The sequence below is a fragment of the Pseudomonas lini genome (assembly GCF_001042905.1).
In the GTDB taxonomy this organism is placed as follows: Bacteria; Pseudomonadota; Gammaproteobacteria; order Pseudomonadales; family Pseudomonadaceae; genus Aquipseudomonas; species Aquipseudomonas lini.
On record NZ_JYLB01000001.1, the window covers coordinates 597331 to 613580 of the forward strand.

Consider the following 16250-nt stretch of genomic DNA (forward strand, 5'->3'; position numbering starts at 1 on the left):
TTCATGAAACACGCGTTGCCGACACTCTCCTGCGTTATGTTTGCCAGTCCTTTATGGGCACAGCAAGCCATCGAACTGCCGACCACTGATATTCAGGCGAGCCGCGTCAGCCAAGACACGAGCTACACCACCTCCCAAGCCAGCACGGCGAGCAAAAGCAATGTGCCGATCAAGGAAGAGGCGCAATCGATCAATGTGGTCACCCAACAAACCCTGGCCGACTATCAGGTGCGCTCGCTGGCCGACGCCATGAAGTTCGTCAGCGGCGTCAGCCAGGGCAACACCCTGGGCGGTTCCCGGGACTCGCTGGTCAAGCGCGGTTTCGGCACCAACGATGACGGCTCGATCCTGCGCGATGGCGTGCGTTCCAATCTGGGGCATAACTTCAGCACCACGACGGATCGTGTCGAAGTGCTCAAAGGGCCTGCTTCGATGCTGTACGGCGCGCTGGAGCCCGGCGGATTGATCAATGTGATCAGCAAGAAGCCTGAATACACCCAGAGCACAACGCTGAGCGGCTCGGCCTATAGCGAAGGCGGCGGCACCATGGCGGTGGACACCACCGGGCCGATGGGCGATACGGGCCTGGCCTATCGCCTGATCGCTGAACGTGGTCATGAAGATTATTGGCGCAACTACGGCGTGAATGAGAGCACGTTGGTCGCACCATCGCTGAGTTGGACTGGCGACCGCGCCAGCTTGACGCTGAGCTACGAGTACAACGAATACTCCAATCCCTTCGACCGTGGCACCGTGTTTACCAACGGTCACCCGGCGGACATCGACTACGACAAGCGCCTCGACGAAAAGTGGGCCAAAAGTGTGGGCATCCGTGAAACGGCCACCGCGCGTTTCGAATATCAGTTGAATGACGATTGGAAAACCCGCGTTACCTACGGCTGGAACAACGACCGCTACAGCCTCTCGATTGCCCAGCCGAGTTCGTTGACCGGCAACAATCTGCGACGAGCCGCCAACGGCGCTCACTACGACGATGAGACCCGCTACGCCAGTTGGGATTTCATCGGCCAGCAAGAACTGTTCGGCCAACGCCATGACCTGCTGGTCGGCGCGGACACTGAAGCGTCCGACCAATTTCGCGGTAAAACCTACCGTAATACGGCACGGTCAGGCTTCGACATCACGTCGCCGGTTTATGGTCGTCTGGCGGAGCCCAGTCTCGTCAGTGCTGCCCAAAGCGACTTGAGCAACCAGCTGACCTCAAGCTCCGTGTACTTCAAGGATAACTGGCACCTCGATGACCGCTGGATCCTGGTCCTCGGTGGTCGCCAGCAGCATTACGATCAGTACAGCGATCAAGGCCGCGGCAGCAGCTACACCGTCAACCGCGACGATAACGGCGATGCCTTCGTGCCGTTTCTGGGCCTGGTCTACAAAGCCACCGATACCCTGTCGCTGTACGGCAACTACAGCCGTTCGTTCAAGCCCAATACGGAAGTCGACGATGCTGGCCATACCTTCGATCCAGAGGAGGGTCGCAGCTACGAGGTCGGCGCAAAGTACGATCCGCTGCCGGGGCTGAACATCAACCTTGCGCTGTTCGACATCGTCAAGAAAAACGTCGTGACCACTCAGACGCTCAATGGCGTCAGCCTCTCGGAGGCGGCAGGCAAGGTCGGTTCACAGGGCCTGGAACTGGACATTACCGGGCGTGTGGCCGAGCGCTGGGACCTGATCGGCACCTACGCTTACACCCACACGGAAATCCTCGACGATCCGGATGACGAAGGTCACCGCCTCGCCAATGCGCCGAAGCACACCGCGAGCCTGTACCTCACGCATCACTTGAACATCCCTGCGGAGTTCGGCGCTTGGCATACCGGTGCCGGCGCGCGTTACGTCGGCGAGCGTGCGGCGAACAACGCCAACGATTTCTGGCTGAGCAGCTACACCGTGGCCGATGCCTTCGTGCGCTGGGAATCGCCGATGTTCGGGTACAAGACTTCGCTGCAGTTCAATGTCGACAACCTGTTCGACAAACAGTACTACCCGTCCTCCACCGGCAGCCAGCTGCAGGTCAATGTCGGCGAGCCGCGCACAGCACGCCTCAGCGCCAGTGTGACGTTCTGACCCTGTGCATTGACGGCGATCCTTGGGCTTGTGTCGAGCCCAAGTAGCCGGCGCAACCCAATTCAAAATGTGGGAGCGGGCTTGCTCGCGAAGGCGATGTGTCAGTCAACATCAGTGTTGGCTGACCTGACGCTTTCGCGAGCAAGCCCGCTCCCACAGGTTCCGTACCATCAGGCTTCGACCTCTTCTTTCGTTCCGGTGACTCAGAAGTTGATCGAGGCACTCAGCCGCGCGGTCAATGGCGCGCCCTGGAACAGGTAGCCATCGCCCATGTACTCACCGGCATCACGCCAGTAGCGTTTGTCGAACAGATTGTCCACGGTCAGGCGGAACACCGTGTCGTAACCGTCGATGCGCGTGCTGTAGCGGCTGCCAATGTTGAAGATGGCATAGGCACCGGTCTGCACTTCACCCTGGCGGTTGGCGTACTTGCTGGCGCTGTACTGCACCCCGCCGAGTAGCGCCAGGCCATCGAACCAGGGCAGGGCATAGTCGCCGTAGAGGTTGGCGCGCAGGGTCGGAACGTTAATCGTCTGGTGGCCCTCATAAGCGGGCGTGTCGCTGTCGGTGACCCGCGCGCGGATCGCCGCGACACTGGCAGAAATCTGCAGGCGCTGGCTGGCCCAACCATTGGCCGAGAGCTCCAGTCCGGTGTTCTTCTGTTCGCCCTGTTGGGTGAACGTGAACGTACCGTCGTCATTCGGTCGCGAGTACTGGTAGGCCTGACGGATCTGGAACAGCGTCGCGGCCAGGCTGATGCGCTGCCAGTCGTATTTGATGCCGGCCTCGATTTGTCGCGATACGGTAGGCGCGAGGATTTCATAGGCATTGGTGGTGAACCACGCCGCTTCGCCGCCCAGGGACAGGCCCTTGCTGTAGCGGGTGTACAGCGACAGGTTTTGCAGCGGCTTGTAGATCAGTGCGGCCTGGGGCAGGAACACATAGCGCTGGGTGTGCCGGGTGGTGTCGCCCTGGCTGTCGAAAGTCTCTTCATCCAGGCGCACTTCGCGCCCGCCGAGCACGGTCTGCCATTGCTCGTTGAAGCTGATCCGGTCATTGAAGAACAACCCGTACTGACGGCTGTCCAGGCGTCGATAGGAGTCGTTGAGCGGCCCGTCGTAGCGGGCAAAATCAGCCGGCTCGCTGTTGATGTTGGCACTGCCGATCATCTGGTTGATGGCGTCGCGCTTGTCCACTACACGGCGGAACGCACTAGTCCCGACGCTCAGTTCGTGACCCAGGCCGGCGGTTTCGAAGCGGCCGCTGAGGACTGCCTGCACCTCATCGTTGCGACGGGTATCGTCGGGGCTGCGGAAATCGTAAATGTCGTAGTCGCCCTCGGGGCTGAAGTAGTTCGGCACTGCCGCGCTGGCGCAACTGGCGGAGCCGTAGCAGCCCCAGGCGAACGAGCTGTAGTCATCGATCACCACTCGGCTGCGCGAGGCGCTGAGGCTGCCTTTCCACTGATCGCTGAAGCGGTATTCGAAGTTGCCGTTGAGGTTCAGCGCATCGGTGGTGACCGGCTTCGAACCACTCTGGTGTGCCAGCAGCTTCTTCGGCGAGGCGTGGTGCGGCAGGCTGGAACCGCCGAGCAATTGATAGCCCGGTGCCGAGCGCTGTTCCTTGGTCTGGTACTCGGCGTCCAGTTGCAGCAGCGCATCGGGGCTGATGTTCCAGTCGAAGGCCAGCGAGGCGAAATCGCGCTGGCCGTTGGTGTGTTCGACGTAGGAATGCAGGTCTTCGTGTGCCAGATTGGCGCGCAGGCCGAACTGCTGTTCGCTGCCGAACCAGCCACCGACATCGGTGGCCAGGTAACCGCTGCCGCGATCATCGGTGGAGACGGTGACCGAACGCACATCGGCAGGCCGCTTGGTCACGTAGTTGACCAGCCCGCCGGGTTCGCTGACGCCGCTTTGCAGACCGGAAAGGCCCTTGAGCAACTCCACTTGCTGTTTGTTTTCCAGCCCGACGTTCTGCTCGCCGGTGATGGTGCGGCCGTTGATCTTGTAGCTGCTGGCGGAGTTGAGGGAAAAGCCACGCACCACGAAATTTTCGTAGTAACCGACCGGCGCGTAGCTTTCACCCACCGAGGCGTCGTTGCGCAGCACTTCGCTGAGCAGGCGCGCCTGCTGATCCTTGATCAAAGCCTCATTGACCACCGAAATCGAGGCTGGCGTATCAAGCAATGGCGCCGCCTCGAAACCACCGACCGAAGCGCTGTCGGCCTGATAACCGGAGGTGTCTTCGCCGGTGACGGTCACCGCCGGCAGTTCGGTGGCGGCCCAGGCTGAAGGCATCGCACAGACCAGCAGCAGGCCCAGGTTCAGGGGGTTGAACGCGAACCGCGGGGCGGTCACTCCCTCGCGGGAGGTCCGGTAAAGCATATCCATGAAAACTCCTCGACGACCGCACTCCCTGGCTGGCGAATACCGGGCATAAATGCCCGGGTACGCTTCAGGAAAGAGTCGGTTAAAACTGGAAAAGGCGATGTGTGCCCTGAGGGCTGGTAGTGCATGACCCCTGGCGCACACGACAATCAGCGCGCAGGGGCACTTTACGGTGGGTCAATGCTCTTTGGCTTTCCTGATCCTGATCAAAATAAACAGCAGGACGCAGAGCGCGAGCGGGGTCATGGCCAGCAAGGCGTCTCTCGCGGAAATGTCCGCGCCCATGACGTGCAGCCCCGAGTAGAACAGCTTGAACAGGCTCAACAAGTAATAGGTGATGGCGATAATCGACAACCCTTCGACCGCGCGCTGGATTTTGATTTGAGTGTCGGCGCGGGCGTTCAGGCTCTTCAGGATTTCCGAGTTCTGCTCTTCCATTTCGACCTGCACACGGGCCTGCAACAAGTCCCCGAGGTTGGCCACGCTTTCGGCCAGTTGCTCCAAGCGTTGTTCGGTGACCGCGCAGTATCTGACCGTGGGTTTGAAGCGTCTTTCGATGAAGATACCCAGTCGCTGGCAATCACCCACGTGGCTTTCGCGCAGTTCGCCCAGGCGTTCGAAAACCAGCTGTGCATAGGCTTGGGTGGCGCTGAAGCGGTGTCGGGTTTTTGCGCTGCTGCTGACTACTTGCGCCGACAGGTTGGCAATGTCGGTGAGCAACGCTTTCGCATTTCCGGTATCGGGGCCGGCGTTACGTTCCGAGAGGTTTACCAGGGTCTTGTCGAAGACGTTGAGCTGAGTGCTCAAGGCTTTCGCGGTGATGAGTGAAAGCGAAGCCATCATTCGGTAGGTTTCGATTTCCAGCAGGCGGCGGATCATCCGTCCCAGCCGATACGCATTCAGGCGTTTGTTAATGAACAGGAAACGGTTGGTGCCGTCGGCGCTCAGGCGAAAATCGCTCCAGACCGTCGCATCGCCACCACCGATGCAAGAGCCGCTAGGATCTTTGAATCCATAAACAGACAGATCGCCAGAAAAGGACGTATCAGTGCGCACCACAATCTGCACAGCGTTGATCATGTGCTGCATGAAGGGTTCGACCCGGTCCATCAAGGCTCTGGGGGGCGGGCTCCAGCATGGCTCGTGACTGGAGGAGGGCACCACCAGCGTCAGCGTCAGGAACTCCGCGTGCCGCTCCCACTTCAAGGCATGGCCCTCCAGCTCGGTGATGCCCTGGGCCGCATCCGGGTCGACCGGGCCGGGGCAGCAGCGACTCAGCAGAGTGTCGCACTGCCCGTCATTCGCCAGAAACGCCATATGAAACACATGGGCGGGCTCGTCGAAATACAGAGAAGGGCGCGCGTGCAACTCGTTGTGCAGGATCAGTCTTTGCGGATGCATGCTGTTTGGGCCATGTTGGAGTTGTTTGTTCTTGGGACAGGATGACGAATACCCGAGTCACAAACAAAACCTGACGATTGCCCAATGCCAGTCAACCAAACCACGGAACCTGTGGGAGCGGGCTTGCCCGCGATGAGGGAGTGTCAGTCGATATTAATGTTGCCTGATACTCCGCCTTCGCGGGCAAGCCCGCTCCCACAGGGAATGCGTTTAACTGACTGGGTTCACGTAGTCCTTAACGCTGTACAGAACGCACGAATAGCCTCGCAGGCCTGGTGCAACGAAGCATCATCCAGCGCATAGGCAATGCGGATGTAGGGGCCAAGGCCGAACGCACTGCCATGCACCACCGCCACATCGGCTTCGTCGAGCAGCGCATGGACGACATCTTCGTCGGTGTGCAGCACGCGACCGGCGGGCGAGGTGCGGCCGATCAGCCCTGCGCAAGAGGCGAACGCATAGAACGCGCCCGCCGGGCTCACGCATTCCAGCCCCGGCGTGTCGTTCAGCAGCGCCACCATCAAATCGCGACGGCCCTGGAAAGCGGCACGGCTTTCGCGGATGAAGTCTTTCGGCCCCTCAAGCGCGGCGAGTGCGGCTTGTTGCGAGACAGAACTCGCGCCCGAGGTCTGCTGGCCTTGCAGCTTTTCCATGGCCTCCAGCAACCAGCGCGGCCCGGTGGCAAAACCGATGCGCCAGCCAGTCATGGCGTAGGCCTTGGAGACACCGTTCATGGTCAGGGTTCGCGGTGCCAGTCGTGGCTCCACCTGGGCCAGGGTGTAGAACGCTTGATCGTCAAAGATCAGGTGTTCATAGATGTCATCGGCCAGAGTCAGCACGTGGGGATGATCCAGCAGCACAGCCGCCAGGGCACGAAGTTCCGCCTCGCTGTACACCGCACCGGTCGGATTGGACGGTGAGTTGAGGATCAACCAACGGGTCTGCGGGGTGATCGCGGCGGCCAGCGCCGCAGGCGTCAGTTTGAAACCGGTCCCGGCATCGCACGTGACGATTCGCGCTTCACCGCCGCACAGTTGCACCATTTCCGGGTAACTGACCCAGTACGGCGCCGGCACGATGACCTGATCGCCCTCGTTGAGGGTCGCGGCCAGGGCGTTGTAGATCACTTGTTTGCCACCGTTGCAAACCAGCGTGTCTTGCCAGCTCACGTCCAGACCATTTTCGCGCCGGAACTTGGCCGCCACCGCTTCTCGCAACGAGCGCACACCGGCGACCTGGGTGTAGCGGGTATGGCCATGCTCGATGGCGTGAATGGCTGCTTCACGCACATGTTTGGGGGTATCGAAATCCGGTTCGCCGGCACACAGCGAAATGATCTTCGCCCCTTGTGCCCGGCGTTCCGCCACCCGGTCCATGATCCGATAAGTCGCCGAGGGTTGTGCGCTGGCCAGGCGTTGGTTGAGGCGCTGAATGTCGGTGCTCATGCCCGGGTTCTCCAGTCGGTCAGGTTCATCAGTTCCAGCGTGGAGCGGCCTTCGGTTAGCGCCTGCATCATCTGCGCTTCCTTGTTCGCACGCGCTTCGCCTTCTGCGAGGGTACGTGCCGCATCGGCCTTGGGGATGATGATCACGCCGTCATCGTCAGCCACCACCAGATCGCCCTGCGCCACAAAAGCACCATTGAAATTGAACGGTTGTCCCACCGAGGGGGCGCTGGCCTTGACCGTGCCTTTCACCGAGATACCACGGGCGAATACCGGGAACTGGCGTTTCTTCAACGCAGCGATATCGCGTACGCCACCATCGATCACCAGACCCACCACGCCAGCCGCTTCGGCCGCCACGGTGAGCACCTCGCCCCAGTAACCGGCGATGAAGCCGCCGGTGCCCACGACCAGTACGCTGCCACGGGGTACGCGCTCCATCGCCAGATGCAGCGCCAGATTGTCGCCCGGCGAACATTCCAGCGGGTAGGCGGGGGCGGCGATGAAGGCGCCGTCCCAGATCGGGCGGATCGCACTGTCGACTGCGCAGGCCAGATGGGATGCCTCATACAGTGTCGAGCTGCCCAGTACTTTTGCCCGCGCGCGAAAATCCAGGGGGAAGGGGAGCGTGGTCATCAGACTTTCCTCTGCAGGTTGTGGTAGCCCAGGGCGGCCCGGGCTTCTTTAAGGGTTTTGCCTTGGCTGATCAGGGCGCGAATGTCGTCTTCGACCGATTCGATCTGACGGGCACACGCCGCCACTTCAGCGGCACGGGCACGAGGCACGATCACCACGCCGTTGGCGTCGGCGACCACGATGTCACGGGAGCAGACCCGCGCTGTACCGATGGACACCGGCTGGTTGACCGACTGCACTTGCACGCGGTCTTTGCCGGTGCGCATGAAGCGCCCTTTGCTGAAGATCGGGTAGCCATCGCCCAGTGCTTTGTTCACATCACGGCACACCCCGTCGATGACCGTGGCGGCGATCTGTCGGGTGCCGGCGTACTGGGTCATGATGTCGCCCCAGACGGTGCAGTCGGTGCGGCCGCCGTTGTCGATCACTACTACGTCGCCGGGCGCGACGTCTTCGATAAAGTCGCCCACCGTGCCCGGTGGGACACTGGCCGAGACGTACTGCACGGTGAATGCCGGCCCGACGATGACCTTGCGGTAATTGTCCAGCGGTGCCACGCCGAGGCATTGACCGGGCAGTCCGAGTTTGTCCAGCGCATCGGAGACGCCAGGTGTGTCCAAGCCTTCAAACAAGGCGACCAGTTCTTTGTCTTCAAGATTCATCAGGCGTGCTCCACATGGATCGCTTCGAATTGGGTGTCGTGCATCACCTCGGCCACCGAGCGACCGCTGCGCACGGCCTCGACCATGCCGTCCTGGCGGCGGGCGATGCGCTCGCCGAGATCGATGACCTTTTCGATATAGGTTTGGGGGACGAATACGGTTCCGCAGGTGTCGGCAATGACATAGTCATCCTCACTGACGTCGACACCGGCTACCTTGATCGTCACCGCGGCATCTATCTGCACCACCCGGTTGCGCGCGCTGATCATGGTGACCCCACGGCCATAAACCGGGTAACCAATCGCTTCGCTACCGTCGATGTCGCGACTGAAACCGTCGATCACCGTGCCGCGCACCTGCTTGCCGGCCGCCGCGTTGGCGAGGATGTCGCCCCAGCAGGAAATACCCTCGATGCCGCCGGCGATCACCAGCACACGATCGTCGCTGTCGATCTGTTCAACCACCGGGGTAATCAGGTGCACGGTCGGTGCAGTGTCGGACTTGGGCGCCAGCAACACGGTACTGGCGCGGCCGACGATCTTCGGGCAGTTCCACAGCGGGCGTAGCCCCACGGTGGCGCCCGGCAGGCCGAGGAAGTCGAGTGCGTCGGAAACCGTGTTGGTGTCCAGCGCCGCCAAGCGATCCAGCAAACTCTTATTGATCATGGGAAAGCCTCAGTGGTGACGGAGGCGCCCAGTGTCAGCGAGACAATTTGATAGGTATATTACTAATCACAGAAGCGTTACATACGTTAAACCTATGGATTAACCATGATCAATTTCCGCTTGATTCGTCACCTCTGGTTGTTCCTGGCTGTTGCCGAAGAACAGAATTTCGGCCGCGCCGCCAAACGCCTGGGCATGTCCCAGCCGCCGCTGAGCGAGCAGATTCAAGTGCTGGAGCAGGCGCTCAAGGTCAAGCTGTTCGACCGCTCGCGGCGCGGGGCGAAGCTGACTCCGGTGGGGGCCGCGATCCTGCCGGCGGTGCGCAAATTCGCCGAGCAACTGGAGCGCCTCGAACTGGCCGTGGAAGAGGCGGTGGCGGGGCAGTCAGGGATGCTGACCGTCGGTGCGATTTCCACGGCGATGTTCGATGTGTTGCCCGGGTTGATCGAGCAACTGAAGATCGATTACCCGCACCTCACCGTGTCCGTGCGGGAAATCGACAGCGTCGAAGCCGTGCCTGCGCTGGAAGCCGGGGACATCGACCTGGCCTTCGCCCGTCTGGACGGTGACTTGGGGGCCTCGATCAAGTCGCTGCCGCTGACCGAGGATCGCCTGGTCGTGGCTTTGCCCAGCGATCATCCATTGGCTTCGCGCAAGCGCATCAGCCTGTCGAGCCTGGCCACTGAGCCTCTGGTGATGTTTTCCCGAAAGGTCAGCCCGGTGTACTTCGACAATCTGATCGCGACCTGTCGCGCCAGCGGTTTTTCCCCGCGCGTGCTGCATGAAGTGCGCTCCGTCGCCTCGCAAATCGCTTTCGTCAGTTGTGGGCAAGGCATCGCCCTGGTGCCGGCGTCGCTGAAAAAACTGGCCCCCGATAATGTGGTGCTGCGACCGCTGAGCCAGCCGCTCAATGTGGTGACCACTGCGGTGGCCTGGAACGCCGATCGACCCAATCCGCTGGTGGAGGAGGTGGTTGCCCGGCTCCGAAAGAGAGTTTGATAGGTTTGACCTATGACGGTATTCCCGAATGAGGAATTTACAGAAGGCCCGATCCCCCTGAAATTGTCGGCCTTGCTGGCGGCAACTCCGGCCCGGCGGTCACTTTTTCGCTCAAGGAATCCATCACGTGTCCACACCCGATACCTTCACTAAAGTGCATATCCCTCTGACGGTGGAGGGCGTCGAGCTGAACATCGCCACCCTTCACCGCGACGGTGCCTTGGCGCCGATTGTGTTCCTGCATGGGTTTGGCTCGACCAAGGAAGACTATGCCGACATCGTGCAGCAGGCCGCATTCGCCGGTCATCCTTTCGTCGCTTATGACGCACCGGGTTGCGGCGAAAGCCAGTGCGGCGACCTTTCGCGGATTTCCATCCCTTTTCTGCTGAAGACCGCGTTGCAGGTGCTGGAGGATTTCGGTATCGAACGTTTTCATCTGGTGGGCCATTCCATGGGCGGACTGACCGCACTGATGCTGGCTCATCAATGCCCGGACCGGGTGCTCAGCTTTGTCGACATCGAGGGCAACATCGCCCCGGAGGACTGCTTCCTCAGCCGGCAGATCGTTGATTACCCGGCGGACGATCCCGAGGTGTTTTTCGCCGCCTTCATCGAACGCGCCCGGCACGCGCCCGCTTATGCCAGTGCGCTTTATTCCGCGAGCTTGCGGCACAAGGTTCGTGCCGCAGCGGTGCGCGGGATTTTTGAGTCGATGGTCGATCTCTCCGACAACGCCGACTTGATGGGCAAGTTCTTCGGCCTGCCATGCCCGCGCCTGTTCATGTACGGCGAGCAGAACGCGTCATTGTCCTATCTGTCGCATATCCAGGCCCAAGGCGTGCGCTTGGCGCCGATTGCGCAATGCGGGCATTTCCCCATGTATTCCAATCCGATCGCGATGTGGCAACAGATCGCCGATTTTCAGGCGAACGGCCATCGCGGATGAGTCCGGCACGAGTTGTACAGCACCGTTGTGAACTATTCTTTTCAAGTGGCCCCTGCAATGCCTCATTCAAGGAGTTGATATAAATCAACGCTTAAGAGGCTTTAATGGCGGAGTCTGGGCCTGATGCCGAATTCTTGAGCCGGCGTCGAGGATCAACCTGTCTGGGAGTCAGATCATGAGCCAGTATCAACGGTTATTACTGATCATCAACCCGCTGCTGCGCCATTCGCCTGCGATAAACCATGGCGCCGCCCTGGCCAAGGCTAGCGGGGCGAGCTTGCACATTGCCGGCCTGATTCCCTCGTTGGACATTCTGTCGCTGCTCGAAGAAGGCGACCGCAAAATGGCCCGGGCGACCTACCTGCAGGAGCACTGCGACTGGCTCGATGAGCAGGCGGAAAAGATGCGAGGCCGGGGGATCGAGGTGACAACCGAAGTCGCATGGGCTGACAACATGCGCCAGGACATCCTTGACCACGTCACGCAGATGCAGCCCGATCTGTTGATCAAGCAAGTGCAGCATGAACCCGTGCTCAAGCGCGCGTTCTTCACGCCGCTGGATTGGCGTTTATTGCGCCATTGTCCGGTCCCGGTTTATCTGGTTGGGGGTGAATGCCATGCCTTGCCGCAGAAGGTAGTGGCCGCGGTTGACGTGTCAGACACCGAGCCTTCGAACAATGAACTCAATGACCGGATCATCTTGCAGGCTTCCGGCTTGGCGTTGCAGTGCAATGCCGAGTTGCATCTGCTGTACGCGTGTGACATTTCGGCAGCTTTTCTGGCGGACATGGGCGGCGGTCTGACGCTCGCGGAGCTTACCCGGGAGTTGCGCAGCGACCTGGAAAAGTCTTTTCTCAAATTGGCCGCTCGGTTCGGTGTGCCCTCTGACTGTCGGCATTTCATTATGGGGCACCCTGTCTCGGTGCTGAGCGAATTCGCCCACCAGCATCAGATGGATGTGGTCGTGGTGGGCCGGACCCAATACCGTGGTCTGGAACGGCTGCTTGGCAGCACGACCGAACATATTCTGTATCAGGTGCCTTGCAGCATTCTGGCGGTCTAGGGGCAGGCTCCCCAATCGGAATGATGGCCGCCGTCAAACGAACGCCCGTTTTTGGGGCTCCCGCCCCGGGGAGGTTTTCAAATGACTAGTCCTTCATTGCAAACCATCTTGCATGACCGGGTGGATGCCGGCCGAGGCTTGGTGGAGCCGTTGCTTAAGTACGCTAAAAGAGCCGACGTCATCGTCCTTGCCTTGCCCCGTGGCGGCGTTCCGGTCGCCTATGAAGTGGCCACGGCCCTGGAGGTTCGCCTGGACCTGATGCTGGTGCGCAAGTTGGGAGTACCAACCCACCAGGAATTCGCCATGGGCGCGATTGCCAGTGGCGGCATACAAATCGTCAATGACGATGCGCTGCGGGCTAACGGTATTGATCAACGCACGCTCGATGGCGTGGTTGCAAAGGAAACGCAGGAGTTGTTGCGTCGCGAGCGGGTATACCGGGCATCGCGCGCACCTGTGGCACTCAAGGATCAGGTGGTGATTCTGATCGATGACGGCCTGGCGACAGGGGCGACGATGATGGCCGCGATACAGTCCGTGCGCCTGCAAGCGCCGTCTCGCATCGTCGTTGCCGTGCCGGTGGCACCCCTTGAGACGGCAGAGGCGTTGCGTGACGAAGTGGACGAGCTGATTTGCCCGCTGATCCCTGATTGGTTGATATCGATCGGCCATTGGTACACGGATTTTTCGCAGACATCGGATGAGGAAGTCATCGATCTTCTGCATCGGGCGTGGCAGAGAGAGTCCGGCTCGGGCGACTCATTTCAGAACGGTTCCGGTATTTGAGCCGTTGCCTGGCGTGGAGCAAACCACGTCAGGCCTTCAAGTAATCCTGACGTTCACGAATTGCCACGGATCGGATTCATCGGTCTGCTCGGGCATCAGTGAGTGACGTCCGGTAAGCGGCGTCCAGTCGGAATAAATGCCTTCTACATTGCCCAGATACGGCATGCAGATCTGCAGAATCTCCCTGAAGGGCAATTCATCCGGTTCGACGATGCCGCGTTGAGGATTGCGAATAGCCCAGATCACACCGGCCAGCACGCCCGCCGTCACTTGCAGGCTGGTGGCGCTGTTATAGGGGCATAGAGCCCGGGCTTGCTGGATCGATAGGCGCGAGCCATACCAATAACTGTTTCTGGCATGCCCCATCAGTAGCACGCCGAGTTCGTCACTGCCGTCGAGGATTTCATCATCGAGCAGGCGCTCGCCGCTCTGGGGTTTCCAGTTGCGCTCGGCAAGTTCATACACCGAGAGCAGGGCATCGTCACAGGGCCGATAGGCGTAGTGGACGGTCGGCCGGTAAGTCGGTTGCCTTCCCTGGCCAAGGGTCAGGTAGTTGGCAATCGACAGGGCTTCGTTGTGGGTCACGAGCAGCCCATGGGTTGGCCCCGTCGAGGGTGTCCAGGTGCGAACCCGCGTGGAGGCGCCGGGGCGTTGCAGATAGATCCCGGCCTGGCACCCGAAGGCGTGGTAGTAGCCATCCTCGGGAAGCGCTTTTTCATGGCTGCCCCAACCCAATTCCGCCGGTTGGCTGCCTTCACTGATGAAGCCGTCCACTGACCAGGTGTTGACGAACTCATCGGCGATTTTGTGTTGCGATGAATACTGCGAATCGCGTTCGGCGATGTGGATGCAGCGGATATTCAGTCGGCTGGCCAGTTGCGCCCATTCTTCGCGATTAGCGGGCAGGGGCGTTGTGTCACCCAAATCTTCAGCGAGGTTGACCAGTGCCTGTTTGACCAGGTGAGACACCAGCCCTGGGTTGGCACCGTGGGTCAACATGGCGGTGGACAGACCTTGCGCACTTTCACCCCGAAGCTGAAGTGCCGCTTCTCTCAATGCATAGTTGGATCTTTCGGACAGGGATTTGTCGGGGTCGATATAACCGCCTTCCCACGGCTCGATACAGGTGTCCAGATACAGCACGCCTTTACGCTGGGCGAACTGAATCAGGGACAGGCTCGATACCCCTACCGAAAGGTTGAGCAGGAAATCGCCAGCGCTCAAAAGAGGGTCCAGCACCGCCTCGTAATTGCTCTGGTCCAGTTGCTCGGCTTGGTGGGAGACGCCGAATTCCTGCGCGAGCAAACGTCCATCTTCACCAGGGCTAAGGATCAACAGTCGCTGCGGTTCAAGCTCAAGATGGCGCAGTAGCAGCGGGAGTACGCCTTTGCCGATACAGCCAGAGCCGATCATCACCAACCTGGCATTGAAGGGCTGAATGACATGCTCAAGATCTGACATCGATTGCCTCCACCGCCTGACAGCGCGTTCGCCGCGAATGACCTGTCGATAATCACGACGCTCTTAACTAGAGACTGCAACGCTGACTTAAAACTCAAAAAAGTTTCGGACTCCCTCAAGGTGGATCAACTGCCCCATCGAGACCGAAAAAAACTCATGGAAATGAGGCGAACTGCTGGCCCCCCGATGTCCGGTTCGTTGTCAAACTTGCTTTCTTTTCAGAAGGTTAGGCATTGGCGATATGCGGACTTTGGTATGGATGGCTGCAACGTTTGCCCTGGTGACTCTCTCGCTTGAGGCTCAGGCAAAGGACCTGAGCAAGAACAGTCGTTTCGTCTGCAGCTGGGGCTCGGACATAGCTGCTGGCGCACAGGCGTCAAAGCTTTCCGGGCTCACGCTTTACGGGGCACGCAGGAAACTGCAAGCGCGCAAATTTCCCCGGCCGTGGATGCGCATGACCGCCATGGGGATCACGGAACAAACCTACAACAGTCCCTCCCGTCTCAAGCCTGCCGACATCAAGCAAACGTATTACGAGCAATGCATCAAGCATGAATTGGCGCAACGGTAGGCTGGGGGCGGCTAATCGTAGGAGCTGCCGAAGGCTGCGATCTTTTGACTTTGGCGTCTGTTCAGGCAACGAGTCGCCCGTTGGAAAGATCAAAAGATCGCAGCCTGCGGCAGCTCCTACGGGGGTTCCCTCGTAACATACGCCGACAACTCACAATCCCCATCCCTCTCTGACAGCCTTTCGAATCCCTTCCAGCAACATCGCAAACGCCGGGTTGTCGTTGTTTTCGCGCCAGATCAAATGCAGCTCGCTCTGCACGCCTTCCCCCAGATCGATGTCGCGAAACACCACGTTCTTGAACACGACGCTGGTGGCGCAACGCGGCACCAGGGCCAGGCCCATTCCGGCGTTGACCAAGGCCAGGATGGTCAGCGACGAGCCGAGCCACTGCACATATTCCGGGGCGACGCGGGCCGAGCGGAGCATGCCGGTCAGCAGTTCGTTGAACGGCGGGTAAGCCGCATGGGAGTACATAAGGAAGGGTTGTGCGTCCAGGTCTTTGACGGACACCGTTTCGGCGCTGGCCAGCCGATGGGTATGGGGTACGGCCAATACGAAGGGTTCACGCACCAGGCATTCGGTGGCATAGCCCGGCTCCAGCAACGGCGCGCGAACGATGCCCAGATCGATCCGGCGGGTGCGAAGGGCCTCGTGTTGCTGGTAGGTATTCATCTCCGACAGATCGATTTTGACCTGAGGCTGTTTGAGCCGCGCTTCAGCGATGACCTTGGGCAGAAATTCGTACACCGCGCTGCCGACGAAACTGATGTTGACCGTACCGATGTCCCCTTCGGCGAAGCGTCGGGCGGTCACGGCGGCTTGCTGAGCGCGCTCCAGCAGGTTCTGCGCCTCGATGAAAAAGGCACGGCCGGCGGCGGTCAAAGCGACGCTACGCGTGGTGCGGTTGAATAACTCGACGCCCAGATGGTGCTCCAACAATTGAATCTGGCGACTGAGGGGAGGCTGGGTCATGTTCAACCGTTCGGCGGCCCGGCGAAAGTTGAGTTCGGTGGCCACGGTAGTGAAGCAGCGCAGTTGCGTCAGTTCGAACATTGATCTAATCCGGGTATCAATCGAGTGCCAAGTTAGATTAGACGGGATCAATAGGCGCGTCCATGATCGTTTCTCCCCTAAAAAA

Annotated in this window: 14 protein-coding genes; 6 read left to right on the plus strand and 8 right to left on the minus strand. The window is 60.2% G+C overall.

The window, feature by feature from the left end; translation table 11 throughout:
- The first annotated feature begins 3 nt into the window (after positions 1-3).
- Complete coding sequence (locus tag TU81_RS02610; RefSeq protein WP_048393203.1) at positions 4-2091, plus strand: TonB-dependent siderophore receptor; 2088 nt, start codon at positions 4-6, stop codon at positions 2089-2091.
- Between the two features lie 203 nt (positions 2092-2294).
- Here the strand turns inward: TU81_RS02610 and TU81_RS02615 are convergent, their stop codons facing one another.
- The 6 genes from TU81_RS02615 to TU81_RS02640 all read right to left on the minus strand — a co-directional run bounded on the left by TU81_RS02615 (position 2295) and on the right by TU81_RS02640 (position 9286).
- The gene (locus TU81_RS02615; RefSeq protein WP_048393205.1) at positions 2295-4481 is read right to left on the minus strand and encodes a TonB-dependent siderophore receptor; all 2187 of its coding nucleotides are present in this window, start codon (positions 4479-4481) and stop codon (positions 2295-2297) included.
- A 174-nt stretch (positions 4482-4655) separates the two neighbouring features.
- Complete coding sequence (locus TU81_RS02620) at positions 4656-5879, minus strand: DUF3422 domain-containing protein (RefSeq protein ID WP_048393207.1); 1224 nt, start codon at positions 5877-5879, stop codon at positions 4656-4658.
- 224 nt (positions 5880-6103) lie between these two features.
- On the minus strand, positions 6104-7324 hold the full coding sequence (locus TU81_RS02625; protein WP_048393209.1) for a pyridoxal phosphate-dependent aminotransferase: 1221 nt from the start codon (positions 7322-7324) through the stop codon (positions 6104-6106).
- Positions 7321-7959, minus strand: a complete 639-nt coding sequence (locus tag TU81_RS02630; protein WP_038983141.1) for an RraA family protein — start codon at positions 7957-7959, stop codon at positions 7321-7323. The genes TU81_RS02625 and TU81_RS02630 overlap by 4 nt, the downstream gene beginning before the upstream one ends.
- On the minus strand, positions 7959-8621 hold the full coding sequence (locus TU81_RS02635; RefSeq protein WP_048393211.1) for an RraA family protein: 663 nt from the start codon (positions 8619-8621) through the stop codon (positions 7959-7961). The genes TU81_RS02630 and TU81_RS02635 overlap by 1 nt, the downstream gene beginning before the upstream one ends.
- Positions 8621-9286 (minus strand): RraA family protein, encoded by a 666-nt coding sequence (locus tag TU81_RS02640; protein ID WP_048393213.1) that lies wholly within the window; start codon positions 9284-9286, stop codon positions 8621-8623. The genes TU81_RS02635 and TU81_RS02640 overlap by 1 nt, the downstream gene beginning before the upstream one ends.
- Positions 9287-9391: 105 nt before the next feature.
- Between TU81_RS02640 and TU81_RS02645 the strand changes: the two genes are divergently transcribed.
- The 4 genes from TU81_RS02645 to TU81_RS02660 all read left to right on the plus strand — a co-directional run bounded on the left by TU81_RS02645 (position 9392) and on the right by TU81_RS02660 (position 13080).
- Positions 9392-10285, plus strand: coding sequence for a LysR family transcriptional regulator (locus tag TU81_RS02645; protein WP_048393215.1), 894 nt, complete (start codon positions 9392-9394; stop codon positions 10283-10285).
- Between the two features lie 127 nt (positions 10286-10412).
- Complete coding sequence (locus TU81_RS02650; RefSeq protein ID WP_048393216.1) at positions 10413-11231, plus strand: alpha/beta fold hydrolase; 819 nt, start codon at positions 10413-10415, stop codon at positions 11229-11231.
- 175 nt (positions 11232-11406) lie between these two features.
- Positions 11407-12294, plus strand: coding sequence for a universal stress protein (locus TU81_RS02655; protein ID WP_038983146.1), 888 nt, complete (start codon positions 11407-11409; stop codon positions 12292-12294).
- An 81-nt stretch (positions 12295-12375) separates the two neighbouring features.
- Positions 12376-13080 carry a phosphoribosyltransferase gene (locus TU81_RS02660; RefSeq protein WP_038983147.1) on the plus strand — a complete coding sequence of 235 codons (705 nt, stop codon included), beginning with the start codon at positions 12376-12378 and terminating at the stop codon, positions 13078-13080.
- A gap of 36 nt (positions 13081-13116) precedes the next feature.
- On the opposite strand, the gene TU81_RS02665 is transcribed toward TU81_RS02660, so the two are convergent.
- On the minus strand, positions 13117-14541 hold the full coding sequence (locus TU81_RS02665; protein ID WP_048393218.1) for a homospermidine synthase: 1425 nt from the start codon (positions 14539-14541) through the stop codon (positions 13117-13119).
- Positions 14542-14782: 241 nt separating this feature from the next.
- Between TU81_RS02665 and TU81_RS02670 the strand changes: the two genes are divergently transcribed.
- Complete coding sequence (locus TU81_RS02670; RefSeq protein WP_038983148.1) at positions 14783-15112, plus strand: hypothetical protein; 330 nt, start codon at positions 14783-14785, stop codon at positions 15110-15112.
- A gap of 150 nt (positions 15113-15262) precedes the next feature.
- Here the strand turns inward: TU81_RS02670 and TU81_RS02675 are convergent, their stop codons facing one another.
- The gene (locus TU81_RS02675) at positions 15263-16165 is read right to left on the minus strand and encodes a LysR substrate-binding domain-containing protein (protein ID WP_048393220.1); all 903 of its coding nucleotides are present in this window, start codon (positions 16163-16165) and stop codon (positions 15263-15265) included.
- Positions 16166-16250: the final 85 nt, after the last annotated feature.